Origin of the sequence: Microbacterium sp. ZW T5_56, from assembly GCF_044987425.1 — a bacterium.
Lineage (GTDB): Bacteria > Actinomycetota > Actinomycetes > Actinomycetales > Microbacteriaceae > Microbacterium.
Window position 1 is genome coordinate 1 of sequence record NZ_JBJDRI010000038.1, and the last position, 23,817, is coordinate 23,817.

The 23,817-nt window shown below is 67.4% G+C and carries 20 protein-coding genes; 14 read left to right on the forward strand and 6 right to left on the reverse strand.

Features of this window, described 5'->3' with window-relative positions:
- The first annotated feature begins 26 nt into the window (after positions 1-26).
- The 5 genes from ACI3KU_RS15835 (at position 27) to ACI3KU_RS15855 (ending at position 5,542) form a co-directional block, all read left to right on the forward strand.
- Positions 27-1,196, forward strand: coding sequence for a 5-(carboxyamino)imidazole ribonucleotide synthase (locus ACI3KU_RS15835; protein WP_404923315.1), 1,170 nt, complete (start codon positions 27-29; stop codon positions 1,194-1,196).
- Between the two features lie 133 nt (positions 1,197-1,329).
- Positions 1,330-1,797 carry a 5-(carboxyamino)imidazole ribonucleotide mutase gene (gene purE / locus ACI3KU_RS15840; protein ID WP_404923316.1) on the forward strand — a complete coding sequence of 156 codons (468 nt, stop codon included), beginning with the start codon at positions 1,330-1,332 and terminating at the stop codon, positions 1,795-1,797.
- Complete coding sequence (locus tag ACI3KU_RS15845) at positions 1,794-3,257, forward strand: LCP family protein (protein ID WP_404923282.1); 1,464 nt, start codon at positions 1,794-1,796, stop codon at positions 3,255-3,257. The genes purE and ACI3KU_RS15845 overlap by 4 nt, the downstream gene beginning before the upstream one ends.
- Before the next feature lie 77 nt (positions 3,258-3,334).
- Positions 3,335-4,432, forward strand: coding sequence for a glycosyltransferase (locus tag ACI3KU_RS15850; protein WP_404923283.1), 1,098 nt, complete (start codon positions 3,335-3,337; stop codon positions 4,430-4,432).
- Positions 4,433-4,492: 60 nt separating this feature from the next.
- Positions 4,493-5,542, forward strand: a complete 1,050-nt coding sequence (locus ACI3KU_RS15855; RefSeq protein WP_404923284.1) for a substrate-binding domain-containing protein — start codon at positions 4,493-4,495, stop codon at positions 5,540-5,542.
- 6 nt (positions 5,543-5,548) lie between these two features.
- On the opposite strand, the gene ACI3KU_RS15860 is transcribed toward ACI3KU_RS15855, so the two are convergent.
- Positions 5,549-6,289 carry an ABC transporter ATP-binding protein gene (locus ACI3KU_RS15860; RefSeq protein ID WP_404923285.1) on the reverse strand — a complete coding sequence of 247 codons (741 nt, stop codon included), beginning with the start codon at positions 6,287-6,289 and terminating at the stop codon, positions 5,549-5,551.
- Complete coding sequence (locus tag ACI3KU_RS15865; RefSeq protein ID WP_404923286.1) at positions 6,273-7,166, reverse strand: ABC transporter permease; 894 nt, start codon at positions 7,164-7,166, stop codon at positions 6,273-6,275. Before ACI3KU_RS15865 ends, ACI3KU_RS15860 begins: the two co-directional genes overlap by 17 nt.
- Before the next feature lie 168 nt (positions 7,167-7,334).
- On the opposite strand from ACI3KU_RS15865, the gene ACI3KU_RS15870 reads away from it, so the two are divergent.
- On the forward strand, positions 7,335-9,266 hold the full coding sequence (locus tag ACI3KU_RS15870) for a DUF6541 family protein (protein ID WP_404923287.1): 1,932 nt from the start codon (positions 7,335-7,337) through the stop codon (positions 9,264-9,266).
- A 14-nt stretch (positions 9,267-9,280) separates the two neighbouring features.
- Here ACI3KU_RS15870 and ACI3KU_RS15875 read toward each other — a convergent pair whose 3' ends face one another.
- Entirely contained in the window at positions 9,281-10,519 is a 1,239-nt protein-coding gene (locus ACI3KU_RS15875) for a hypothetical protein (protein WP_404923288.1), read from the reverse strand.
- 83 nt (positions 10,520-10,602) lie between these two features.
- Entirely contained in the window at positions 10,603-12,885 is a 2,283-nt protein-coding gene (locus ACI3KU_RS15880; RefSeq protein WP_404923289.1) for a hypothetical protein, read from the reverse strand.
- Between the two features lie 153 nt (positions 12,886-13,038).
- Between ACI3KU_RS15880 and rfbA the strand changes: the two genes are divergently transcribed.
- From rfbA to ACI3KU_RS15905, 5 genes are read left to right on the forward strand one after another with little or no spacing between them, the layout of a single operon-like run.
- Entirely contained in the window at positions 13,039-13,911 is an 873-nt protein-coding gene (gene rfbA / locus ACI3KU_RS15885) for a glucose-1-phosphate thymidylyltransferase RfbA (RefSeq protein ID WP_404923290.1), read from the forward strand.
- Positions 13,908-14,906, forward strand: a complete 999-nt coding sequence (gene rfbB / locus ACI3KU_RS15890; RefSeq protein WP_404923291.1) for a dTDP-glucose 4,6-dehydratase — start codon at positions 13,908-13,910, stop codon at positions 14,904-14,906. Before rfbA ends, rfbB begins: the two co-directional genes overlap by 4 nt.
- Before the next feature lies 1 nt (position 14,907).
- Complete coding sequence (rfbD, locus tag ACI3KU_RS15895) at positions 14,908-16,329, forward strand: dTDP-4-dehydrorhamnose reductase (RefSeq protein ID WP_404923292.1); 1,422 nt, start codon at positions 14,908-14,910, stop codon at positions 16,327-16,329.
- The gene (locus ACI3KU_RS15900) at positions 16,326-17,060 is read left to right on the forward strand and encodes a glycosyltransferase family 2 protein (protein ID WP_404923293.1); all 735 of its coding nucleotides are present in this window, start codon (positions 16,326-16,328) and stop codon (positions 17,058-17,060) included. Before rfbD ends, ACI3KU_RS15900 begins: the two co-directional genes overlap by 4 nt.
- The gene (locus tag ACI3KU_RS15905; RefSeq protein ID WP_404923294.1) at positions 17,057-17,473 is read left to right on the forward strand and encodes a DUF2304 domain-containing protein; all 417 of its coding nucleotides are present in this window, start codon (positions 17,057-17,059) and stop codon (positions 17,471-17,473) included. The genes ACI3KU_RS15900 and ACI3KU_RS15905 overlap by 4 nt, the downstream gene beginning before the upstream one ends.
- Before the next feature lie 63 nt (positions 17,474-17,536).
- Here ACI3KU_RS15905 and ACI3KU_RS15910 read toward each other — a convergent pair whose 3' ends face one another.
- Positions 17,537-18,400, reverse strand: a complete 864-nt coding sequence (locus tag ACI3KU_RS15910) for a glycosyltransferase family 2 protein (RefSeq protein ID WP_404923317.1) — start codon at positions 18,398-18,400, stop codon at positions 17,537-17,539.
- Between the two features lie 65 nt (positions 18,401-18,465).
- On the opposite strand from ACI3KU_RS15910, the gene ACI3KU_RS15915 reads away from it, so the two are divergent.
- On the forward strand, positions 18,466-19,251 hold the full coding sequence (locus ACI3KU_RS15915; protein WP_404923295.1) for a glycosyltransferase: 786 nt from the start codon (positions 18,466-18,468) through the stop codon (positions 19,249-19,251).
- Between the two features lie 6 nt (positions 19,252-19,257).
- Here ACI3KU_RS15915 and ACI3KU_RS15920 read toward each other — a convergent pair whose 3' ends face one another.
- Positions 19,258-20,280 carry a glycosyltransferase gene (locus ACI3KU_RS15920; protein WP_404923296.1) on the reverse strand — a complete coding sequence of 341 codons (1,023 nt, stop codon included), beginning with the start codon at positions 20,278-20,280 and terminating at the stop codon, positions 19,258-19,260.
- Positions 20,281-20,465: 185 nt separating this feature from the next.
- Here ACI3KU_RS15920 and ACI3KU_RS15925 point away from each other — a divergent pair, with 185 nt between their 5' ends.
- Both ACI3KU_RS15925 and glf read left to right on the forward strand, forming a co-directional pair.
- Entirely contained in the window at positions 20,466-22,616 is a 2,151-nt protein-coding gene (locus ACI3KU_RS15925; protein WP_404923298.1) for an acyltransferase family protein, read from the forward strand.
- 64 nt (positions 22,617-22,680) lie between these two features.
- The gene (gene glf / locus ACI3KU_RS15930) at positions 22,681-23,817 is read left to right on the forward strand and encodes a UDP-galactopyranose mutase (RefSeq protein ID WP_404923299.1); all 1,137 of its coding nucleotides are present in this window, start codon (positions 22,681-22,683) and stop codon (positions 23,815-23,817) included.

The window sequence follows — 23,817 nt, forward strand, 5'->3', positions numbered from 1 at the left end:
GTGAAGAGGGGGCGTGGGATGGGAGGATGGAAGCAGGCGCGGGAGAGCGCCTGCGGAGTGAGGGAGAGAGCATGCGCGTCGGAGTGATCGGTGGCGGACAGCTGGCACGGATGATGATCGCACCGGCGGAGGAGCTGGGCCTGGACATCCGCGTGCTCGCGGAGGAACCCGACATGTCCGCAGCTCTCGCGGCGACCGCGACCGGCGACTACCGCGATCTCGACACCGTTCTGGCGTTCGCACAGGATGTCGATGTCATCACCTTCGACCACGAGCACGTTCCGCAGGACGTGCTGGCCGGACTCATCGACGCAGGCGTCGCGGTGCACCCCGGACCCGCGGCGCTCGCCGTCGCTCAAGACAAGCTCGTGATGCGGGCCACCATGGCGCGCATCGGCGCACCGCAGCCCGACTGGGCCGCCGTGCACGACGCGGACGAACTGGCGGCGTTCCTCGACGCACACGACGGACGTGCCGTGGTCAAGACAGCACGTGGTGGCTACGACGGCAAGGGTGTGCGCGTCGTGAACGCGGCTCACGAGGCCGACGACTGGTTCACCGCGCTCGCGGAGGACGCCAACGGTGGAGCCCTGCTGGTCGAGGAGATGGTCGACTTCACGCGCGAGCTCGCGCAGCAGGTCGCTCGTCGCCCCTCCGGCGAGGCTGTGGCGTACCCGGTGGTGCAGACCGTCCAGCGCGACGGCGTGTGCGCCGAGGTCACCGCTCCCGCCCCCGGCATCGGTGCCCTCGCTGACGAAGCCGCCGCGCTCGGACTGCGCATCGCCGAGGAACTCGACGTCACCGGGATGCTCGCGGTGGAGCTGTTCGAGACCGCCGACGGACGCATCCTCGTCAACGAACTGGCGATGCGCCCCCACAACAGCGGGCACTGGACGCAGGATGGCGCGATCACCAGCCAGTTCGAGCAGCACCTGCGCGCCGTCCTGGATCTCCCGCTCGGCGACCCGTCCCCGCGCGCGGCTCACGCCGTGATGATCAACATCCTCGGCGGGCCGGAGGGAGCGACGATGTCGGACCGTTTCTCAGCAGCACTCGCGGCGGCACCGGATGCCAAGATCCACACCTACGGCAAGGCCCCGAGACCCGGCCGCAAGGTGGGACACGTCAACGCCGCCGGTGCCGACCTGGATGCGGTGCTGGCTTCCGCTCGCGCCGCCGCCGCTGCCTTCGACTGACTGACCCGCCCGCTCCCAGCGGATTCGGGGCGTTCGTCCGCGTGCCGTGCACCGGGCGTTCGGCCGGGGCCCCTAGCCTGTTCTGGTGACCTCTGCGCTGCATTCATCCGAGAACCCGCTCGTCGGCGTCGTCATGGGCTCCGATTCGGACTGGCGCGTGATGGCAGACGCCTCCGCCGCGCTGACCGAGTTCGGCATCCCGCACGAGGTCGAGGTCGTCTCGGCGCACCGGACCGTTGACAAGCTCGTCCGCTACGGACGCGAGGCGCGCGGACGCGGCCTGCGCGTGATCATCGCCGGTGCCGGTGGTGCGGCACACCTCCCCGGCATGCTGGCCTCGATCACGGCACTTCCCGTGATCGGTGTGCCCGTGCCGCTGGCCATGTTGGACGGGATGGATTCCCTGCTGTCGATCGTGCAGATGCCGGCAGGCATCCCGGTCGCCACCGTGTCGATCGGCGGCGCGAAGAACGCGGGACTTCTCGCAGCGCGTATCCTCGGCACCTCCGACCCGGCCGTCGCCGACGCCGTCGAGGCCTACGCTCGTGACCTGGAAGCCCAGGTGGAGCAGAAGAACATCCGGCTCAAGGGCTCGTTGTGACCGCGCTCGTCGCCGATCGAGCGGGGGTGGGGCCCGCGATTCGAACGCAGCCGATGCGCCATCCCGACGCATCTGACAGCGCGGTAATGACGCGCCGGGGCTGGTGGCTGGTCTTCCTCGGGTTCCTCATTCCGGGCTCTCCCCAGGTGCTTGCCGGCAATCGGAAGCTGGGGCGGTTCGGCCTGGGCGCCACGATCCTCATGTGGACGCTTCTCGTTGCCGCGATCCTCATCGCGATGGTGTTCCGTGACTTCTACTTCTGGCTGATCGGCGTCGGCTGGCTGTTCGCCGCGATCACGGTGCTGGCGCAGGGGCTGCTCATCGGGTACGCGGTGCTGTGGATCATCCTCGGACTCAACACGCTGATGCTGGTGAAGCTCGTGCGCATCCGCACGGCCTCGCGATTCGGCATCGCCGCGCTCGCGGCCGCACTGCTGGTGGTCTCCAGCGGGACGGCCACGTGGGCAGCCGGGATCGTCGGCACCACGCGCGACACCCTGGGCAGCGTGTTCGCAGCCAGCGCGCCGCCGGTCGCTCCCTCGGACGGCTACTACAACATCCTTCTCCTGGGTGCGGACTCCGGCGAAGGGCGCGACTCCATGCGCTTCGACAGCATCTCGGTGGTCTCCATCAACGCCGACACGGGTGCCGTCACGATCACGGGCATCCCGCGCGATATGCCGGACGTCCCCTTCGCTCCCGGCCCGATGCAGGATCTGTATCCGGAGGGGCACTATGGCGTCGCCGACGACGAGTGCGGCTGGACCAGCGCCATCAACCAGCTGAACACCGAGCTGGAGATCTGTCGCGCTGACGAGGGCCTGTATCCCGATGCGGTGGCCAACGGCTCGACGCCGGGCATCGAGGCGACGAAGGACGCCGCTGAGGGAGTACTCGGCATCACGATCCCGTACTACGTCTTCATCGACATGGATCACTTCGCCGCCCTGATCGATGCCCTGGGTGGTGTGCAGATCACCGTCTCCGAGCGCCTGCCCAAGGGCGGCGGTCCGGCCTACGAGGGTCAGCCCGCTGAGGACTGGGCGATCGGCTGGATCGAAGAGGGTGACCAGCACATGACGGGTGACACCGCCCAGTGGTACGCCCGCTCCCGCTACACCACCAGCGACTGGGACCGCATGCAGCGCCAGCGTCAGCTTCAGGAGGCGATGCTGAAGCAGTTCACGCCGGAGAACGTGCTCACGCGCTTCCAGGAGATCGCGAAGGCCGGAACGGCGGTCATGGAGACCGACGTGCCGCAGTCGATGATGCAGCCGTTCCTGAATCTCGCACTCAAGGCGCGGTCGCAGGAGGTGCAGAAGATCGAGCTGAACCCGGAGGGCACCCCGCTCCTGGATGGCAGCACGATCGACGACATGGACCCGGACTACACCGCGATCCAGGAACTCATCCACGAGAAGCTGCATCCGTCGGCCGCGGAGGACACTCCCGCTCCGTGACGCGACCAACCTGAGCGTCCCCCGACCGCCGGGGTGCCGAAGCGCTGGTGTCCACGGTGAGCATTAGGGTCAGAGGCATGACGGCGACCCTTCGTGTGGTGATCGAGCAGGCATCGGCACAGTCCTTCTCGGACCAGGCCACCGCCGGGCTCGAGGCGGCGCGGGCTCTGTTGCGGATGGCTCCGGACGGGTGTGAGGTGGCCGCCATCGTGCCGAACGGGGAGGCGGACCTCGCGCCGCTCGTTCCTGGCCTGTCCAGCGTCCGGGTGGCCCCGCTCGCGCGTCGTGAGCTGCTGGCTGCCTGGCAGCTGGGTGTGGCGCCCTCCACCGGCGGCGGGTTCATCCACTCCACCACGCTGGCGGCTCCGCTCGTGCGTCACGACCGCGTGAACGACGGCGATCAGACCGTCGTGACGCTCTGGGATCTGCGGCCCTGGGAGGCCGGCGCAGAGCTGGCGCGCACGGCCGTCACCTGGAATCGCGCCATGCTCAAGCGAGCGGTGAAACATGCCGATGCGATCGTGGTGCCCACTTTCGCGCATGCCGCGCGCCTGGACGAGGAGTGGTCCTTTGGTGACCGGGTGCGCGTCGTGGCCGGTGCCGCCCCCGAGTGGTTCCGGGAGCCCTCCGACGCCGATGCCCGAGCCCGCGACCTCGCCCTTCCGGAGCGTTACCTGGTCACCGATGCGACGAGCGCGCCATCCGACGGTCTCGCGAAGACCTTCGCAGCGGCCGCCCCGCAGCTGCACGACGACCTCACGGTGCTCGTCATCGGCGTGCCGACCGATCAGGAGGACGCCGTACGCGACCTCGCCTCCGCCGCGGGCATCCCCGAGCGGGCGCTGCAGCTGCGTCCTGCCTTGGATGCCGCCGATCGCGCCGTGGTGCTCGCGCGCTCGCACCTGCTGGTGTCGGCCGTGAGCCGCACGACCTGGCCCTGGCGGGTGGTGGAGGCCCTGACTCTCGGCGTTCCCGTCGTCGCCCTGGACACTCCGTCCCATCGCGAGGTCATCGCCGACGGAGGAGTGCTTGCGGATGCGGACGGGATGGCCGATGCGGTCGCCCAGGTCCTCGCGGATACGGATCGCTACCGCGTGCTGAGCGCGGATCGCGGTCGCGCCTACTCCTGGGACAGCTCCGCCGAGCGCATCTGGCAGCTGCACGCGGAGCTCTGACACTGCACGCGGAGCTCTGAACCTGCGCATCTGTGAGCGTTCATGGGCGAAGATGTTCATATGCTTGCCGATGAGCGTCGTGAACGAATCCTGTCCGAACTGGCGCTGCGCGGCACCCTGGAGGTGGCTGACTTCGCTGCACGGATCGGCGTGTCCGGGATGACGCTGCGCCGTGATCTCACCCAGCTGGAGGCTGACGGCCTGCTCGTTCGCGTGCACGGGGGCGCGGTGTCCCCGCGCGAGTCGGGGCTGCGGGCCTCGACCCCGATCGCGACGATCGGCGTCATCGTCCCGAGCGCGACCTACTACTACCAGGGCGTCGTCGAGGGCATTCGCCGAGCGGCGGCGCGGAGCCGGTGCCGGCTGGCGCTGGCGGTGTCCGACTACCGCAGCGACCGCGAGAGCGCGCAGGTGCGCCAGCTCGTGGCGCGCGGGGTGGAGGGCCTGATCATCACCCCCGCGAACGCCGAGTGGGAGGACACCGGGCTGCGGGATCTCCTGGGTGCCCAGACCATTCCCGTGACGATCGCCGAGCGCAGCATCGACCCGATGCGTCCGCTCGGACAGGTCGAATCCGTGCGCACAGACCATGAGGCCGGCGTTGCGCTCGCCGTTCAGCGCCTGCGTGACGCCGGGCATACCGGCATCGCCCTCGCGCTGCGCGCGGGCACCGCGACGTCGGTGTGGCTGCGGCGCGGCTTCGCAGCGGCCCTGCAGCCGCACGAGCGCTCCTTCGTGACGGATCTCCCACGGGATGCCAGCGGTCAGGCGACCGAGCGATCACATCTGGTCGATCTCATCCGCCGGTGCCAGGCCGAGAACATCCGCGGACTGATCGTGCTCACCGACGTGGACGCCATCGCGCTCGAGGAGGTGGCGCTCGAGGAGGGGGTGCGCATCCCGGAGGACCTGTCGGTGATCTCCTACGACGACGAGGTCGCCGGCCTTGCACCCGTGCCGCTCACCGCGATCTCGCCACCCAAGCAGGAGCTGGGGGAGCGGGCGTTGGAGATGTGCCTGGCGCGGATCCACGGATCGCGGTCTGCGGCGCTGACGCGCAGCCTGCTGTTGCCGACCCTCGTGGAGCGTGACTCGGTAGGACTCGCGTAGTCGCGCTCAGACGCGCATCATCTCGACGGCGCGCTTGCTGTCGCCGTCGAAGGCCACCTGTCCGTCGCGGAGCAGAATGCCGCGTTCGCACAGGTCGGAGACCATGTCCAGGTCGTGCGAGACCACCACGAGCGACTTGCCCGCGGCGTGCAGCTCGCGAATGCGCGCGAGGCACTTCTTCTGGAACGGCTCGTCGCCCACGGAGAGGATCTCATCGATCAGGAGGATGTCCACCTCCGTGTGGATGGCGACGGAGAAGGCGAGACGCAGGAACATGCCGGAGGAGTAGTGCTTGACCTCCGTGTCGATGAACTGCTCGATCTCGCTGAAGTCGACGATCGACTGGAAGCGCTCGTCGGTCTCCTTCTTCGACATGCCGAGGATGGCCGCGTTGAGGTAGATGTTCTCGCGTCCGGACAGATCGGGGTGGAAACCGGCGCCCACCTCGATGAGTCCCGCCACGCGACCGCGCGTGAGCACCTTGCCGGAATCGGGCCGCAGCACGCCGGAGATCATCTTCAGCATCGTCGACTTCCCCGAGCCGTTGTAGCCCAGCAGCGCGACAGCCTCGCCCTCGCCGATCTCGAAGGAGACACCGTCGAGTGCACGGAAGTCGGTGGTGAGCTTCTTGCGGCGAAGCGCCGCGACGAAGGTCTCCTTGAAGGAGTGGGTGTGACGCAGCAGGAACGCCTTGCGGACGTCTTCCACGAGGATCCGTGGGGTCGACGATTCAGAGGTCCTGGGCAAAGCGCCCCTCCAGCTTCCGGAACACGAGTTCTCCGACGATGACCACGACGACCGACACGATTAGCGCGATGAGGCTGTGCAGCCACAGATCGGGCAACAGCGCTGCCGGACCCGAAGCGGCATCACCCGGCGTCAGGTGCGGATCGAGCGGAGCCCACAGGCCGTAGTGGAACAGCTCGACGGCGATGGTGATCGGGTTCAGCATGTACAGCTGGAACAGCCAGTCGGGCACCTTGCTGGCGACCATCTCCCACTGGTACATCACCGGCGATGCCCACACGGAGATCATCACGATGATCTCGACGAAGCTCTGCGCATCGCGGAACGTGACGTTCACCGCGCCGAACAGCATGCCGAGTCCGGTGGCGAGCAGGGCGATGATGATCAGCCCGACGAAGATCGCGGCGACCTGCGCCATCGTGGGCGCCCAGCCGAAGAACAGGGCGATGACGACGACAACGACGATCTGGGGCAGCGTGTTCACGGCAGCCACCAGCGTGCTCGCCAGTGGGAACATCTGGCGCGGAAAGTAGATCTTCTTGATGAGCGCTGCGTTGTCGATCAGCGAGCGGGTGCCGTTGGCGAACGACTCGTTGAAGAACGTGGTGATCGTGATGCCGGAAAGCAGATAGATCGGGTAGAAGTCGATCCGATCGTTCATCCCCATGAACATGCCGAGCGCGAAGTAGAACACCAGGAACTGGATCAGCGGCTTCACATACGACCACAGCCAGCCGAGGACGGATCCGCGGTAGCGGATGCCGACCTCCTTCTTCACGATGAGGCTCAGCAGGTAGTGCCGTCGGAACGTCTCAACGAGGCCTGCACTGCCTCCGGGCGCGACAAGGCGATCTTCTGCCGCTGTGGATTGGGACACGGGCGAGAGCACCTCCGTTCGCGTTCCCGGGTGCGAACGCCTGAACCATCATAGGTGGTGGGTCCTGGGCGGGTTGGAAGTGCGCGCGGTGTGGCCCGCCGACCACTCAGACAGGCATCGGTAGGATCACGGAAGGCGCGCCCTGTGCGTCTCGGAGAGGGAGAACGAATGGAATGGGCGTCGCTGCTGCTCGCGCTGGTCGTCGTGGCATTGGTGGTCGTGATTCCCGGGTCCGCTCTGGCCGGGGCACTGGGGATGCGGGGGCTCCGGCTGATCGCCGTGAGCATTCCCGCGGGTGTGACCGTGATCGCGTTGGCTTCCCTGGTCGCGCCGATTCTGGGCCTCTCCTGGGGTCCGCTGCCGGTGGCGATCACGACGATCGCGCTGCTCATCGTGGTGATCGGACTGCGGATCGTGCTGCGCTCCACCGTGGAGCGCCGCGCCGCTGACCTGCCCCGCACTCCGCACACGCGTCTCCCGCTTGCCGGCGTGCTGGCGATCGTTGCTGCGATCGTCGTGACCCTCCTGCAGCTCGCGCTCGTCATCGGGCACCCGTCGAACTTCTCCCAGACCTTCGACAACATCTTCCACTTGAATGCCGTTCGCTTCGCTCTGGATCACGGCAATGCCTCGCCTCTGTTCATCGCCAAGATGACCAGTGGAATGGACGCGCCCGTCACCTTCTATCCGTCAGCGTGGCACGCGACCTCCGCACTCGTGATTCAACTCACGGGCGTTAGCATCCCGGTCTCGTCGAACGCCCTCATGATGTTCTTCGCCGCGGTGGCCTGGCCGGTCGGCATCATCACCCTCGTGCGGAGCCTGTGGGGCACGAGCGCCGTTCGCCTCGTCGCCGCTGCGGTCGTGACCGTGTCCATTCCGGCCTTCCCTCTGCTCATGGTGGAGTACGGGGTGCTGTTTCCGTACATGATGTCGCTCAGCCTCATCGCGATGCCGCTCGCGCTCCTGATCGATGTGCTGCGCGCCCGACCGCGCGAACGGTGGACGTTGCTCATCGCCCTGCTCGGAACCCTTCCCGGCATCATCGTGGCGCATCCGGGGGGCTTCGTCGCCGCGATCGTGTTCGCGACCGTGATCCTGCTGGTCGTCTGGATCGGAGCGCTGCGCCGTGCGTCGGCCGGTCGTCCGCGTGGCGGACTCGTCGCTGCCGCGATCGTCTACCTCGCAGTAGTGCTTCCCGCCTGGTACGTGCTGCGACCCGCGGCGGAGGCTCGTACGTGGGAGCCGACGGAGACGGTCGGACAAGCGGTCGGTGAGATCCTCACGGCATCACCGTGGGGCACGGCACTCAACTGGTCCGTGATGCTGCTGGCCACGGTGGGCCTCATGGTCGCGGCACAGCGTCGCACGATGTCGGACTGGTTCGCGATGCTGATGTTCGCTGCCGCGGCGGTGCTCTACATCGCCGTCTCCGGTCTGCCGTATTGGGATCTGCGGGACCTGCTCGTGGGTGCCTGGTACAACAACGCGCCCCGTCTGGCCGCTCTCCTGCCCTTCGCATGGGTGCCGCTGGCCGCCATAGGTGGAGAGCGGATCTGGGACTGGGTGCGAACGGTGCCCCGCCGCGGTCCGGTCCGGCTGGGCGCCGTCGCGGCAGTGCTGATCGTGACGGTCGTGGTGCCCCAGGTGACGGTCATGCGCCACGCCGTCGGAGCCGCGCGCGACATGTTCCAGCTCGCCGACGACTCCCCGGTCATCACCGAAGACGAGTTCGCCCTGCTGCAGCGCCTGCCGGACGAGACCGATGCGACGGGCACCATCGTGGGCAGCCCATGGACGGGAGTTGCCCTCGCCTATGCGCTGGAGGGCCACCCGGTAATGATGCCGCACACCCTGATGCTGACGGACGCCGCGATGGACGACATCCTCGCGGGGCTGAACGATGCGGAGCCCGGCTCCGCGACGTGTGCCGCCGTGGCGGAGGTCAATGCCGAGTACGTGCTGGACTTCGGCACGCAGGAAGTGAACAACGGCGAGCACGTGTTCCCGGGCCTGGAAGACCTGGACGATTCGAAGGCGGTCGAACTCATCGACAGCGTCGGCGATGTGAAGCTCTACCGCATCGTGGGCTGCGGCTGAGCGCTGCCGACGCGTCAGGCGGTGACGTCGGCGTTGCGCGGATCGCGGAGAACCCGACGCAGCGCGAGAACCTGATAGGTCGCGACGACCCCCTCGGACACCGCGAGGGCGGTTGCGACGAGTGAGAGCTCGCCAAACGACGCTGCGAGCAGGATGAGCGGTGCGCCGATTGCGGCACCCAGTACGGTGGAGACCGCCAGCTCTCGGGTATGCCCGAGAGCTGCGAGGCAGGCGAGCCCGACGACGGCAGATACACAGATTGCAGCGAACGCAACACCGAGCGGGACGGCCACGATGTAGGACACGGACGCCTGGCCGCCGCTGAGCAACAGCGTGAATGGTGGCATCAACAACGCGAGCCCGAAGCCGCCGATCACGCCGAGCATCAGGGCGAGCCTGCCCGCCGTGCGGGCGCGGGCACGCGTGTCCTCGCCGACTGCCGCAACCCAGCCCTGGAAGTACTGCAGAACGGGGGAGAAAGCGACGTTCGCGTACTTGAGGGTGCGATCGGCGAGGCCGTATACGTCTGCGAGGGGACGGATGAACAGCGAGACAGCGAGGTAGGGGAGCGCCACGTACAGACCGCTTGTCGCGGTCGTGAGGATGGCATGCCGCTGCCCGGACAGCGCTGCACGCCAATGCTGGGGTGGTGCCAGCGGGGTGTCGCCACCGTCTCGACGAATGACGATCGCGGAGATCACGACCGCCGCGGCATAGCCCGCGGCCTGACAGATGAGGTAGGTCCACATCTGCGCGGTGATCTGCACGGCGATCGCGCCCGCGAAGGTGCCGAGTAAGCCCGGCAGGGCGTCGAACAGCACGAGGCGCCGGGGCTTTCCCTCCCCGACGAAGTACCAGGACGCGGCGAGCCCGGGGACCAGGTACGTCAGGGTGGCGAGAACGCCTCCGGTGAGGTCACCGCGAGTGAGCAGGGTGGCCACCACAGCGGCGATCGGAGCGACGATCACGAACAGAACCGAGCGCACGCGCAGCGATTGCAGATACAGTGCTGGTCGCTGTGCAACGGGGGAGCCGGCGATCATCGCTGCACCGGTGGCACCCCAGCCGAACAAGACGAAGATGACCGCCAGTCCAGCGACCACCTGCCCCACGAGCATGTTCGCCCACTCTTCGCCGCCGACCCTGCGGAACAAGATGGCCGTCGCGATGAAGCCCACCAGAGTGCTCGCCACCACAACGACGGTGAAGCCGCTCACCTTGCGAAGCCCGGCGAATCGGGGCGCGTGCGTCACAGGGACTCCCATCGATGAAATGCGCCGATCAGTCTACGGGGCGCGTTCCGGTGGGGTCTGTGAGTCGGCGCGGCGGACGCGCGTCACTTCGGGATGTCGCTGCCGATGCGGTACCAGCGCAGATCCGCAGCCGAGAGAGACTCGACCGCGGGGATCGTCCCGCCATTGAGACGCAGCATGGCCGAAACCGACGGGATGGTGCGCAACCGCCCGCCCTGCACATAGAAGACGCGCGCGTCGCCGAAACTCAAGAACGTCCCATCCGCGTAGACCATCGGTCCGGTGCTGAGGAAGCGGACGGCGTCGACACCCCAGCCGATCTGGATGCCCGCGCTTGCGCCCGCATACTGCCGCAGCGCATCCGGGTTCTGGATGTGGCGCAGCACCCCGGACTCGAGGGCGTAGATCGCGTCTCCGCCGAGCTCCTTGATGAGAACCGGGGCGACGACGATGCCGGCCACCTTCGTGATGGTCGCGCAGATGCTCGCACTCGGCTTCATCGGGAGGGATCCGAAGTTGACCTTCGACGTTCGGGTCAGGCCGACTCCGGACGCGATGTAGGTGACGCCGGAGCAGGTGACGATGGGGCTCAGCGCCGAACCACTCTTGCTGTAGCCGGAGAGGGCGCCGTCCGCGTACACGGTCGTGGAGGTGGGCTCCATGCCCATCGCGATGACCGTGCCCCAGGCCGGGACAGGGATGAGGGTGGTGTCGGTGCCCGCAAGATACACCGCTGCCTGACTGCGCTCCTTCACAAGCGATCCCGCGGTGAGGATGGGAAGGCCGGTGCGAATGCGATTGACCGTCGTCTGCGGGAGGGAGACTGTCGCCTTCCCCTGCGCTGCCGGATCGGCTACCCACGCCGCGGCGGAGGTGTACCCGCGTTTGGTGTTGCTCTCCCACTTGTAGAGCGTGCCGTCAGTGTCGCCGCGGAAGAAGTCTCCGACCGCGGGGCCCACGGAGTACCTGTCGACCTGTGCCGGGTCGAGCGGGGTGTAGCCGTCCATCCGGAAGCCGTAGCGCGTGACGAGCTCCGCGCTGGAGAGCCAGCGGCTCGTCCCGTCTGGCTGCAGCAGCATCATCGACCCGGTGCGTGCATCCCGCACGAATCGGCTCGCGGCGGGGCCGGTCGGGAGGGCGGCGAGGGCAGAAGAGGAGACGATCTGCGTCCCACCCAGACGCGACGTGAAGACAGCGAGGTCATTGGTGTTCGCGATCGGGCGCTTCGCTCCCGCCGAGATCAGGTAGACGGTGGCGGAACCGTCGGCGCGCACGAGCGAGTCGAGGGGGCCGGTGGTGCCCCCGCCACCCTGCGTCGAGCCGAACCACTGGGTGAAGTACAGATAGAAGTTGCGGTTGCCGTAGCTGGAGCAGCCGTCGCCCTCGCCGTAGCCGGCGTTCAGCGCAGCGCGGTTCGGCTGGTAGGGCGTGTAGTAGTACAGCGCAGAGGTGGCCCGGTTGGAGATGTACACCGGCGCCGTGCCGCAGCTGGCGTTCGGGTGCCAGTAGATGTTGGAGGTGCGTCCGGCGGGGTAGTACGTGAAGTACCGCCCCTCCATGTAGATGTTCATCTGACGCGCTGCGCCGTAGATCTGGTAGAAGAATCCGGCGAAGGCGGGGTCGCAGGGCGCGGTGTCGGGGCATCCCTGGCCGAGCGCCATGTCGTAGCGCCACTGGCTGGGCCAGGTGTGGGTGACCAGACCCTGCTCCTTCTGGAGCATGACGATCAGCACCTGCGGGTTGATGTTGCAGGACTGGGAGACCTTGGCGATGATCGTGGCCGCGGATTCGTTGGCGGCCCCCGAGTATCCGCTGCAGTAGGAGTCCGCCGCGCGGTTGGGCGTGTTCTGGCGGTAGTCCTTCAGGCACGTGTACCCGGACTGGCAGGTGGAGACCATCTTGCGGAAGAACGTGTCGATCGCGGAGGCCGACATCGTGTTCTTGTTCGTGAACGTCGCGTCGTTGATGATGTTGCCGGCCTGGAAGCCGGCCACAGCCGCCGACGCCTCGGCGAGAGTCGCGGAGAAGGCCGCGGCGGCAGCGATGGCGGCCCCCGCTGTCGTGGAGGGCGAAGGCGTCGGGGTCGGCGCCGGGGACTCGGTGGCGCCGGGTGTGGGCGTCGCGGTCACCTCGGGGGTGGTGGGCTCCGGTGACGGAGAGGCGGTGTCCGTGGCGCTGGGCTCCGGAGTCGGATCCGGCGTCTCGATGATCGGCGACTCGCTCGGGGCGGGGGTCGATGCGCTGGCTGCGGGGTCCGGCGTCGACTGAGCGAGGGCCGGCTGTGCGGCCAACAGAGAAAGGCACAGCGCAGCCGACGCGAGCGCCGCAACGAGGGCACGGCGGAACGTGGGGGGCGTCGGAGTCACTGGCCCATTCTGACCGAAAGTGACTGATGATGCCACTGTTACTGCTGTGACTGGCGTTGTTCACGAGTGTGCCACGCGCTCAGATCGCAGGCGTGGAGCGCCAACGCGTGTCGGCGCGGGGTTCTCGCAGGGCCGGTGTGACACCATGGAACCGTGAAGGGCATCATTCTCGCCGGGGGATCCGGCACGCGTCTGCATCCGATCACGCTGGGCGTGTCGAAGCAGCTGGTTCCGGTCTACGACAAGCCGATGGTGTACTACCCACTGTCGACGCTCATGCTCGCGGGAATCCGCGAGATCCTGGTGATCACCACCCCCCACGATGCGGCGCACTTCGAGCGTCTGCTGGGGGACGGGTCGCAGTTCGGCATCTCCATCACCTTTGCCGTGCAGCCATCGCCCGACGGGCTGGCGCAGGCATTCACGATCGGCGCGGACTTCATCGGGGATGATTCCGTCGCCCTCGTGCTCGGCGACAACCTCCTCTACGGTCCCGGCCTCGGGACGCGCCTGCAGCGCTTCGCGGATATCGACGGCGGTGCCGTGTTCGCGTACTGGGTCGCGGAGCCGGAAGCGTATGGCGTCGTGGAGTTCGACGCCGACGGCAACGCCATCTCCCTCGAGGAGAAGCCTGCCGTGCCGAAGAGCAACTACGCGGTCCCCGGGCTGTACTTCTACGACAACGACGTGGTCGAGATCGCTCGCAACCTCCAGCCTTCCGCACGCGGTGAGTACGAGATCACGGATGTGAACCGCGAGTACCTGAATCGCGGCAAGCTGCAGGTGGAGGTGCTCCCGCGCGGTACGGCATGGCTGGACACCGGAACCTTCGATCAGATGACCGACGCCGCCGACTACGTCCGCACCATGGAGCGTCGCACGTCGATGAAGATCGGCGCCCCCGAGGAAGTGGCCTGGCGACAGGGCTTCCTCACCGACGACCAGCTGCGTGAGCGAGCGGAGAAGCTCGTCAAGAGCGGCTACGGCACCTATCTGCTGGAACTTCTGAAGAGAGCACACGCATGACCCGTCTCCTCGTGACCGGCGGCGCCGGATTCATCGGTTCGAACTTCGTCCACTACATGGTGGAGAACTCCGACGCCCACGTCACCGTGCTTGACGCTCTGACGTATGCCGGCAATCGGGCGTCGCTGGACGGCCTGCCGAACGACCGCGTGCGCTTCATCCACGGCGACATCACGGATGCCGAGCTCGTCGACGAGCTGTTCGCCGATGTGGACGCTGTGGTGCACTATGCCGCCGAGAGCCACAACGACAACTCCCTGCACAGCCCGCGTCCGTTCCTGGACACGAACATCGTGGGGACGTACACGCTGCTGGAAGCGGCGCGCAAGCACGATCGCCGCTTCCACCACATCTCCACCGACGAGGTCTACGGCGACCTGGAGCTGGATGACCCGCAGCGATTCACCGAGCAGACGCCGTACAACCCGTCGTCGCCGTATTCGTCAACGAAGGCCGGATCCGACCTCCTCGTGCGCGCGTGGGTCCGCTCGTTCGGCGTTCGCGCCACGATCTCGAACTGCTCGAACAACTACGGGCCCTACCAGCACGTGGAGAAGTTCATCCCGCGCCAGATCACCAATGTGATCCGTGGCATCCGTCCCAAGCTCTACGGAGCGGGGGAGAACGTGCGCGACTGGATCCATGCCGACGATCACTCCTCGGCGGTCGCCACGATCCTGGAGAAGGGCATCATCGGCGAGACCTACCTCATCGGCGCCGATGGCGAGCGCAACAACAAGGATGTCGTCGAGCTGATCCTGGAGACCATGGGACAGCCGCGTGACGCGTACGACCACGTCACCGACCGCGCCGGCCACGACCTGCGCTACGCGATCGATTCCACGAAGCTGCGCACGGAGCTCGGTTGGACGCCCAGCTTCTCCGACTTCGAGAGCGGGCTGGCGGCGACGATCGACTGGTACCGCGAGAACGAGAGCTGGTGGGCACCCGCCAAGGACGCTACCGAGGCGTTCTACGCCAGCAAGGGCCAGTGAGATGACGGCGTACGGTAAGGCACTCTCGCTGGTCGAGACGCCCATCCCGGGTCTGGTCGTGATGGAGCTGCCCGTCCACGGCGATGCGCGCGGCTGGTTCAAGGAGAACTGGCAGCGCGAGAAGATGACGGCGCAGGGGCTGGCCGACTTCGGTCCGGTACAGAACAACATCTCGTTCAACGACGCCGTCGGCACCACGCGCGGCATCCATGCCGAGCCCTGGGACAAGTGGGTGTCGGTGGCCACCGGACGCATCTTCGGTGCCTGGGTGGACCTGCGAGAGGGGCCGAGCTTCGGCACCGTGTTCACGACCGAGCTGGATCCGTCGCGGGCGATCTTCGTTCCGCGCGGAGTGGGCAACTCCTATCAGACGCTGGAGCCGGACACCGCGTACACCTACCTGGTGAATGACCACTGGTCTCCGAACGCGTCCTACTCGTTCCTCAACCTGGCCGACGAGACCGCTGCGATCGAGTGGCCCATTCCGCTGGCCGAGGTGGAGATCAGCGAGAAGGACAAGAACCACCCGCGCCTGGCCGACGTCACCCCGATCCCGCCGAAGCGCATTCTCGTGCTCGGCGCGGGCGGGCAGCTGGGCCTCGCCCTGCGCGAGGCGTACGCCGGGGCGGAGCATGTCGAGTTCGTCGGTCGTGCCGAGCTCGACGTCACGGCGCCGGGACTACGGGACGCCCGGCGCTGGCGGGATTACGGTGCCATCATCAATGCCGCCGCCTACACCGCGGTGGACGCCGCCGAAACCGCCGAAGGCCGCGCCGACGCATGGTCCGCGAATGCCACCGCGGTGGCGAACCTCGCGGCCGTCGCGACCGAGTACGGCATCACCCTGGTGCACGTGTCAAGCGACTACGTGTTCGACGGCACCAAGGCAGGTGCCTACACGGAGGACGACTCGTTCGCGCCGCTGGGCGTATACGGGCAGACGAAGGCCGCCGGCGATCTCGCTGCCGCCACGGCACCGCGCCACTACATCGTCCGCACATCCTGGGTGATCGGGGAGGGCAAGAACTTCGTGCGCACGATGGCGTCGCTCGCGGAGCGCGGCATCGACCCGAAGGTGGTCGACGACCAGATCGGCCGACTCACCTTCACGTCCGACATCGCGGCAGCGATCCGGCACCTGCTGGACTCTTCCGCACCGTTCGGCACCTACAACGTGACGGGCGACGGCGAAGCCGCGTCCTGGGCGGACATCGCGCGCGCCGTCTTCTCGACGGTCGGTGCCGATCCGGAGCGCATCACGGGCGTCAGCACCGAGGAGTACTTCGCGTCGGCAGCGGGTCCGATCTCGCCACGACCCGCCAACAGTGTTCTCGCCCTGGAGAAGCTCACCGCGGCAGGGTTCGCGCCGACTGACTGGCGTGACGCACTGCGTACCTCTCTCGCTGCGGGAACGGGCACATGACCCCCGACAGCGATCGCGTTCTGGTCATCGTTCCCGCCTGGAATGAGGCTCGTGGTGTTGCTGACACCGTCCGCGAGATCCAGGCCGTAGACGCCGCCTACGACGTGGTTGTCGTGGACGACGGATCGTCCGATCGGACAGCCGCCGTGTCGCGGGCCGCCGGCGCCGAGGTGCTGGTGCTTCCGTTCAACCTCGGCGTGGGCGGGGCGATGCGCGCGGGCTTCACCTACGCTCAGCGGCGCGGCTACCGACGCGCCGTTCAGGTGGACGCCGACGGACAGCACAATCCCGCCGACATCGCCTCCGTGCTGTCTGGCCTCGAACACGCGGACATCTCCATCGGCGCGCGTTTCGCCGATGTCGGCGACTACTCCGTGCGCGGGCCACGACGCTGGGCGATGGTGTTCCTCGCCGGCGTGGTCGGGCGGGTGGCCGGAACTCGGCTGACCGACGTCACGAGTGGATTCCGCGCAGCAGGTCCCCGAGCGATCGACCAGTACGTGCGGTACTACCCGGCGGAGTACCTCGGGGACACGCTCGACTCTCTGGTGGCCGCTGTGCGCGAAGGCCTGGTGGTGACGCAGGTTCCTGTCGCGATGCGCCCCCGTCAGCACGGAACGCCGAGCCAAGGGGCGTGGGGCTCCACCGTCTACCTGCTGCGTTCCGGATTCGCCCTGGTGCTGGCGCTGTTGCGCCCGAGGCGCCGTGATCGTCGGGGAGGGGACGCATGATCGTCCTGCTGGGTACGGCGCTGGCCGTCGCCATCATCGTCGGCGTCATGTGGATGCTGCTCACGCGCCGCATGCGGGAGAAGTACGCGGTGCTCTGGCTGCTGCTGGGTCTCGTGCTGCTTGTGCTTGGCCTCTTCCCGGGGCTCCTCGAGTCGGCCACACGCGTCCTGGGTGTGCAGCTTCCGGTCAACCTGCTGTTCGCGGCGGCGATCACCGTTCTGTTGGGCGTTTCGCTGCACGTCTCGTGGGAGCTCTCGCAGAGCGAGGACGAGGCACGGCGACTGGCCGAGGAAGTCGCGATCCTGGGTCTACGTGTGGACGCCTTGGAGAGAGCAGCAGACGCACAGAAGGCAGAGCACGGGCCCAGCGTCGATCCCGCGCCTGACGTGGAGTCCCCGAACGCGACCGACTGATCTCACACCTACAAAAATGGGCCCGTACCGCGGTCGCGGTCGAGCCCGTTTTCGTAGCGCGATTCAGCGGAACATGTGACGCAGCAGCGCCCGCGGGGAACCGGCGTCGGCTTTCGCCGCCTTGAACAGCAAGGACGCGGCGTTCAAACGAGAAGTGAGGTGGCGCCGGGCAACGCGCGCCGCGCGCCGCCACCCGAGCGCGTCGAAGCTGCGCGCCTCAGTGTTGAAGAAGTCACGCTCTTCATCGAAACGGCGCCCGTCGAGCGCGCGAACAGAGGAGTCTGACTGCGAGTGGCGCCGGTAGTCGAAGACGACGTCGGTCAGCAGGGCCATGCTGCCGCCCTGCTTGACGATGTCGAGGATCAGAGCGAGGTCCTGCACCACATCGAGTCCCTGACGGAACCCGATGCGACGCACGGTCTCACTTCGCCATGCCAGGGAGGGGAAGTACGCCCAGTCGCCGCGCATCAGGCTCGCCGCGAGTCGTTCGCCGCCGAGGACCTCGCCGGGGGGCGTGACGCGGGGGGTGATGGCGCGCTTGATCCGATCGACGAGGGGCAGCACGCGCACGCCGTTCTCATCGATCACCTCGACGCCAGGCTGGACGATGTCGACGTCGAAGCGCTCCGCGGCCGTCGCCACCGCGGCGAGGTAGCCGGGCCGCATGACGTCATCGGCGCCCATCATGACGAACCACTCCGCCTCGACGAGCTCCAGGGCCTTGCGGTAGTTACCGTTGGCGCCGAGGTTCTTCTCGTTGCGCAGGTAGGTCACGCGGTCGTCGGTCATCGCCTCGAACCAGCGGCGCGGCTCCGGATCGGGGTAGCCGTCGTCGATCACGACGAGACGGAAGTCCCGGTGCGTCTGATCCAGTACGCTCTGCGCGGCCTGCTTCATTTGGTCGACGTCCCCGTAGTAGGGGAGCATCACGTCGATCACAGTGGTCAAGAGTCCTCCTCGCGACGATGAACCACGCCGAAGTTATAGTCTAGATGGTCGGTGTGTGCCGACCAACGAACGGAGCAGAGACCCGCGTGGAATCGAACACCCCGAGGATCAGCGTCTGCATGGCGGCGTACAACGGTGCCAGCTACATTCGCGAACAGCTCGATTCGATCTGTCGTCAGCTCGACGCTCACGACGAGGTCGTCATTGTCGATGACCACTCGAGCGATGACACCATCGCCGTGATCGAGTCGATGCAGGATCCCCGCATCCGTGTGCTGCGCAGCGCCTCGAACCAGGGGTACGTCCGTGCCTTCGAACGCGCCATCGGGGAAGCGCGGGGGGAGATGATCTTCCTGTCCGATCAGGACGACCTGTGGGTGGACGGCCGCGTGCAGCTCATGACGAACGCGCTGACCGATGCGGAGCTGGTCGTCTCGAACTTCTCCACGTTCGGCGGCCCGATCACCGCGGTGCAGTCCGGGCGGCTCAGCGCAGCGACCAGCTCACATCATCTCCGCAACATCCTGCTGCTCTGGATCGGTGTGCGCCTGTACTTCGGATGCTGCATGGCGTTCCGCTCCGAGATGCGCGCGCGCCTGCTGCCGTTCCCGTCGTACCTCAACGAGACCCACGACCAGTGGATCGGCTACGTCGCCAACGCCGACGGATCCGTGCGTCACCTGCCCGAGGACACCGTGTCGCGTCGGATCCACGACAACAACGCCACCGTGAAGTCGGCGCGCTCCCTCCCGGTGATCTTGGCCGCGCGCGTGCGCACCGGACGCGCGATCGTCGAGGCATGGCGTCGACGATCGCGACGCCGCCGCTGAGTTCGCTCAGCCCCGGGATCGGAGGCGGAACACGCCCCCGAGCACCCACCCTGCGAAGTACTCCACCAGGCTGCGCGGTGAGACATCCCCGCGGCGGGCGGCTCGCACCGTCGCGCGCAGCGTTCGCCAGAACCGGCGATTCGGGCCGTAGAGCGCCAGCACTCGAGCCAGGTCAGGCGTATCGAGCGGAAGACGCGCACCGAGGGCGAGCATCATGGCCTCCCGCCATCCGACGCCGACGTTGTAGGTCACGCGCGCCACGGCGCGCGGGGAGAGTGACGCCTCGTAGCGACCGACGATGCGCTTGACGGTCTGCCACGATCGGAACGGATTGAAGCGCTCCGATCGCGCCTCGCCGATCACGTTGCCGTCGTGCTGCACATAGTCCTGCACGATGTCCGGGATCACGCGCGCACCGCCGCGGAAATGGGCCACGACAGCGAGCCAGTGATCATGCACCTCAGCGGGTGTGGGAAGCCGGGGGAAGGGCAGCGCGGTCTCCAGCACCTCGGCGCGGAAGAGCATCATGCCCCCGGTGTACTGGTTGTTGAGGATGTAGTCGTCGATCGGGACATCGCGTCGCCCCGTCGTCTCAGAGACCACGTCCCCGGACGGGTAGCGCACGACCCTGGCCTGGGCCGCGACGGCCGCGACCTCTGTCAGGTGCGGGATCATCGTGGCCAGCTTGGTGGGCAGCCAGTAATCGTCCTGATCGCTCAGCGCTACCCAGGCGGCATCTGACGGCACGGAACGCAGGCCACGTTCGAAGTTGCCATAGAACCCGAGCCGCTCCTCGTAGCCGGCGACCTCGAACCGGGAGTCGTCGCCCACAGCCTCGCGCAGGAGATCGACAACGCCTTCGGGACCTCCGTCCGCCGTGATGATGCAGCGCCAGTCGGTGATCGTCTGTTCGCGGATCGAACGAACCTGACGCGCGAACAGCTCCGGGTCCGGTTGATACGCGGCGAGCACGATGAAACCGGTACCCGCGTCGGGGCCACCGGGCGTCTCGGCGCGGGAAGATCTCATGGCGTCGGTCCTTCGTCTCGGGATGTCCAGCCTAATCGGGACGGACATCGTGCCTCGCCGTGGTGGCGACTCTCTGGGCGACGTGCCCGGCACGCCGACAACAGGGGTGCTGCAGGCCAGCCGGTGGACCAGGCAATACGCTGTGAGGTGCCTATGCCCGCTGGGACGGGGATCGAAGGAAGCCTGTGACAACGACGCACACGCCGGCGCAGAGCCGCGCCGAGGCTCGAGAGCGCGCGGCGCGAGCTTTCCGGCTCGACGTTCAGGCCCTGCGCGCTGTCGCAATCGCGGCGGTGGTGGCGAATCACTTCTGGCCGCAGCAGATCACCGGCGGCTACGTGGGCGTCGACATCTTCTTCGTCATCTCCGGATTCCTCATCACGTCTCACCTGGAGCGTGAGGTCGTCCGCGACGGGCGGGTGCGTCTGGGCAGGTTCTACGCGCGGCGCATTCGACGGCTGCTCCCGGCGGCCGGGCTCGTTCTGATCCTGAGCGCGGTCGGTGCGTTCCTCTTCCTTCCCTATCCACGGTGGATCGACAACGGGGTGCAGATCCTGGCCAGCGCGACCTACGTGGAGAACTGGGTGCTGGCGGCGCAGTCAATCAATTACTCCGCCCATAACGCGGCGGCCAGCGCGGTTCAGCACTACTGGTCCCTGTCGGTGGAGGAGCAGTTTTACCTGCTCTGGCCCGTGCTGTTCACGATGACGGCGGTTGCCGGCGCGCGGATCTGGCCGCGCACCTCCGTGCGCACGCGGCTCTGGATCGTCGTCCTCTCAGTCGCCGCGATCTCCTTGGCAGGCTCGATCATCTACACCGAGTGGTCTGCCCCGCAGGCGTACTTCGTGACGTTCACCCGTGCCTGGCAGTTCGCGATCGGAGCCGTGGTGGCGCTGTTGGCGCCCCGGATCCGTCTGGCCCGCGGCCCGGCCGGAGTTCTCTCGGGCACCGGCTTCGTCGGTCTGCTCTTCGCCATCGTGGTCTACTCGGAGCACACTCCCTACCCGGGCACCGCCGCGCTGCTACCCGTGATCGCGACCGCCCTGGTCATCGTCGCGGGGACCGGGCAGATGACACCGCTGCCGGTGATCGGGCCGGTGCTGGCGGCTCGTCCGGTGCAATGGCTCGGCGATGTCTCCTACTCCCTCTACCTCTGGCACTGGCCGCTGCTGGTCATCGTGCCGCTCGCGGTCGGAGTGCCGCTGGACGGCATCGTCACCGTGGGCATCATCGCGCTGGCGCTCGTGCTCGCCTGGGTCACGCGTCGGCTGATCGAGGTGCCCGTCCAACGATGGACCTGGTGGGCTGGATCCACCCGTCGCGCCGTGCGAGGGATGCTGGCCATCATCCTCCTGGTGGCGCTGGCTGTCACGCCGCTGCTGATCGGCGGTGCGGTGAGGACATCCGCTGCGGCGGACACTACCGCGGACGGGATCCCGGCTGCGGATGGATGCTCTGGACCCGCCGCACTCATGAACCCGGCGGCGGGATGCGATGCGCAGATCGCCGTGGCGGACCCCGTGGTGCCCCCGCAGGCGGCGTATTACGCACTCGCGCCGGAGTGCGGCGAACTGGACGATCGCTTCGCGATGGATGATCGGCAGACCACGCGCCAGTGTGACTTCGGCGCCGGCACACCGGGACCGCGCGTCTGGCTGGTGGGGGACTCACACGCCGAGCAATGGCAGAGTCCGCTGTTCGAACTCGCTCGCGCGGGCGGATGGGACCTGACGATCTCCTCGTTCGCCGGTTGTCCGGTCGCTGATGTCGAGTTCCGTGGCTTCCGCGAGGGATGGGGCGCGCCGGACAACGAGCGCTGCATGCGCTGGGCGGACGAGCTGACGTCCGGCATCGAGAACGAGCGGCCCGATGTCGTGTTCACGACCATGACGATGCGCCAGGAGCGCGCTGACGATGGCAGCGGCATGTCCGAGTTCGATCAGCAGGTTGCGGGTCTGGAGCGCACGTGGTCGCGCTGGGCGGATGCGGGAGTGCTGGTCATTCCCATCGTCGATGTCCCCTACAACGCGGACGTCCGCCCGCCCGAGTGTCTGCTGACGTCCGCGGCGACGCCGATCGAGTGTGCGCGTCCGCGCGCGGACGCGCTGCCGCACGATCCGATCATCGGGGCTGCCGCGCAACGCGGGCTTGCGACGATCAACCTGACCGACGCCTTCTGCGATGCGGATCAGTGCTTCGCCGCCGTCGGCGGGATGCCGGTGTACTTCGACAACGACCATATGTCCGCGACGTACGCCCGGGCGCTGGAGCCCTGGTTCCGCGGCGCGGTCCAGGGGATCCTCAGTGCCGGTGGGATAGACTCGGCAGGCTTATGACCTCGATCGGGTGCTCCCTGCGCCCGCTTGCGTCCTGAAATCATCTGAAGAGAATCGGTAGTTCATGGATCTTCTCGTCGTTGGCTCCGGCTTGTTCGGACTCACCATTGCAGAGCGGGCTGCCGCAGCCGGCCGCAAGGTGACCATCATCGATCGGCGTCACCACCTCGGTGGTAACGCCTACAGCGAGGCTGAGCCCATCACGGGTATCGAGGTCCACCGCTACGGTGCGCACCTCTTCCACACGTCCAACGAGACGGTGTGGGAGTACGTCAACCGCTTCACGAAGTTCACCAACTACGTGCACCGCGTGTACTCCACGCACAAGGGCATCGTCTACCCGCTGCCCATCAACCTCGGCACCATCAACCAGTTCTTCAACGCGGCGTACACGCCGGACGAGGCCCGTGCGCTCATCGCCGAGCAGGCGGGCGAGTTCGAGGCGCACACCGCCAAGAACCTGGAGGAGCGCGGCATCGGCCTCATCGGTCGTCCGCTGTTCGAGGCCTTCATCAAGGACTACACCGCCAAGCAGTGGCAGACCGACGCCCGCGAGCTGCCGGCATCGATCATCAGCCGTCTTCCGGTGCGCTACACGTACGACAACCGCTACTTCAACGACACCCACGAAGGTCTGCCCGTCGACGGCTACACCGCGTGGATGGAGCGGATGGCCGACCACAAGAACATCGAGGTCAAGCTGAACGTCGACTTCTTCGACGAGTCGCAGGAGCTCAACAAGAAGGCCACGGTCGGACAGGTTCCGATCGTCTACACCGGCCCGGTGGACCGCTACTTCGACTACGCCGAGGGTGCGCTCAGCTGGCGCACGATCGACCTCAAGGAGGAGGTCCTCGATATCGGCGACTTCCAGGGAACGTCGGTCATGAACTACCCCGACGCCGATGTCCCGTATACGCGCATCCACGAGTTCAAGCACTTCCACCCGGAGCGTGCCGAGCTCTATCCGAACGACAAGACGGTCATTCACCGCGAGTACTCCCGCTTCGCCACGCGCGAGGACGAGCCGTACTACCCGGTGAACACCGCGGCAGACCGCGACGGCGTGCTGGCCTATCGAGAGCTGGGCAAGGACGAGAAGGACGTTCACTTCGGTGGTCGCCTCGGCACCTACCAGTACCTCGACATGCACATGGCCATCGGCTCTGCGCTGTCGATGTGGAACAACCAGCTCGCCTAG